This is a genomic window from Acetobacter farinalis (assembly GCF_011516935.1).
Lineage (GTDB): Bacteria > Pseudomonadota > Alphaproteobacteria > Acetobacterales > Acetobacteraceae > Acetobacter > Acetobacter farinalis.
Map to the genome: position 1 here is coordinate 1 of NZ_WOTF01000042.1, position 2,500 is coordinate 2,500.

Below are 2,500 nucleotides of genomic sequence, written 5' to 3' on the forward strand. Positions count from 1 at the left end.
ATTGGTTGCGGGGACAGGATTTGAACCTGTGACCTTCAGGTTATGAGCCTGACGAGCTACCGGGCTGCTCCACCCCGCGGTTGTGAGGATTTGGGTAGACTGGAAGACCTGGCGGCGACCGACTTTCCCACGACTTAAGTCGCAGTATCATAGGCGCTGGGGGGTTTCACGGCCGAGTTCGGGATGGGATCGGGTGGATCACTCCCCGCCATGGCCACCAGGTCATCCAGTCCACCCTGAAGGGGTGGTGTGGATGCGGTTGGTAAGAAGAAGAGAGAAGTGTTTGTGACGCGTGCATGGATGATTTCTGTGCACGGGCTGTCCTTTTAAGGGGACAGTATGAGAGTGAGCCTATCGAGCGATTAGGACCAGTTAGCTGCACGCATTACTGCGCTTCCACACCTGGCCTATTAACGTGATGGTCTATCACGGCTCTTGGGGAGATCTAGTTTTGAGGTGGGTTTCCCGCTTAGATGCTTTCAGCGGTTATCCCGTCCACACTTAGCTACCCGGCTGTGCCGCTGGCGCGACAACCGGTGCACCAGAGGTATGTTCATCCCGGTCCTCTCGTACTAGGGACAAATCCTCTCAAATCTCCAACATCCACGGCAGATAGGGACCGAACTGTCTCACGACGTTCTAAACCCAGCTCACGTACCACTTTAATCGGCGAACAGCCGAACCCTTGGGACCTGCTCCAGCCCCAGGATGTGATGAGCCGACATCGAGGTGCCAAACCTCCCCGTCGATGTGGACTCTTGGGGGAGATCAGCCTGTTATCCCTAGAGTACCTTTTATCCGTTGAGCGATGGCCCTTCCACGCGGGACCACCGGATCACTATGGCCGACTTTCGTCTCTGCTCGAGCTGTCACTCTCGCAGTCAGGCGGGCTTATGCCATTGCACTCAACAGCCGGTTTCCGACCGGCCTGAGCCCACCATCGCGCGCCTCCGTTACACTTTGGGAGGCGACCGCCCCAGTCAAACTGCCCACCATACAGGGTCCCGGATCAGGCTAACTGACCGCGGTTAGACATCAGAAAAATTCAGGGTGGTATTTCAAGGATGGCTCCACGGGAACTGGCGCCCCCGCTTCAAAGCCTCCCACCTATCCTACACAGAATGTCTCTGATGCCACTGTAAAGCTGCAGTAAAGGTTCATAGGGTCTTTCCGTCTGACCGCGGATACCCCGCATCTTCACGGGGAATTCAATTTCGCTGAGCCGATGCTGGAGACAGCGGGGAAGTCGTTACGCCATTCGTGCAGGTCGGAACTTACCCGACAAGGAATTTCGCTACCTTAGGACCGTTATAGTTACGGCCGCCGTTTACCGGGGCTTCAATTCAGTGCTCTCACACCTCCTCTTAACCTTCCGGCACCGGGCAGGCGTCAGGCCCTATACGTCGTCTTTCGACTTCGCAGAGCCCTGTGTTTTTACTAAACAGTCGCTACCCCCTGGTCTGTGCCACCTGCCAATGGTTACCCACTGACAGGTCTCGTTTATCCCGAAGTTACACGAGCAATTTGCCTAGTTCCTTCAGCATCGTTCTCTCAAGCGCCTTGGTATTCTCTACCAGTCCACCTGTGTCGGTTTCGGGTACGGTCTATATGCCAGAGCTATTTCCTGGAATGCGCAAAAAGCCAGTCCAATCCGTTAAGGACTGACAACATCTTGCATTCGTCACTTCTGGCAGGTTCAGGACTATTCACCTGATTCCCATCGACTACGGCTTTCGCCCTCGCCTTAGGGGCCGACTAACCCTGCGTGGATTAACCTTGCGCAGGAACCCTTGGACTTTCGGCGACAGTGTTTCTCGCACTGTTTGTCGCTACTCATGTCAGCATTCGCACTTCCGATATCTCCAGAGGGGGTCACCCCGCCTCCTTCACAGACCTACGGAACGCTCCGCTACCGCGCATACATAGTATGCACCCACAGCTTCGGCACGTGGCTTGAGCCCCGTTACATTTTCGGCGCAGGGTTTCTATTAGACCAGTGAGCTATTACGCTTTCTTTAAAGGATGGCTGCTTCTAAGCCAACCTCCTGGTTGTTTTGGAATCCCCACATCCTTTCCCACTTAGCCACGATTTAGGGGCCTTAGCTGGTGGTCTGGGCTGTTTCCCTCTCGACAATGGACCTTAGCACCCACTGTCTGTCTGCCAGGCTAATACTTCCGGGTATTCGGAGTTTGGTTAGGTTTGGTAAGGCTTTGGGCCCCCCTAGCCCATCCAGTGCTCTACCCCCCGGGGTAAATTCCTGACGGTCTACCTCAATAGATTTCGCGGAGAACCAGCTATTTCCGAGTTTGATTGGCCTTTCACCCCTAGCCACAGCTCATCCCCGACTTTTTCAACAGGCGTGGGTTCGGCCCTCCAGTGCGTGTTACCGCACCTTCAGCCTGGCCATGGCTAGATCACTCGGTTTCGGGTCTTCTGCCAGCAACTATGCGCCCTATTCAGACTCGCTTTCGCTACGCCTACACCTAACGGCTTAAGCTT

The 2,500-nt window shown here is 55.2% G+C and carries 1 tRNA gene and 2 rRNA genes (1 of these 3 cut by a window edge); all 3 read right to left on the reverse strand.

Annotation, left to right across the window (positions count from 1 at the left end):
- Positions 1-2: 2 nt before the first annotated feature.
- Positions 3-79: transfer RNA gene (locus tag GOB82_RS12850), tRNA-Met, on the reverse strand.
- A 27-nt stretch (positions 80-106) separates the two neighbouring features.
- Positions 107-222, reverse strand: a 5S ribosomal RNA gene (rrf, locus tag GOB82_RS12855).
- A 119-nt stretch (positions 223-341) separates the two neighbouring features.
- Positions 342-2,500: ribosomal RNA gene (locus GOB82_RS12860) — 23S ribosomal RNA — on the reverse strand; it runs 583 nt beyond the window's last position.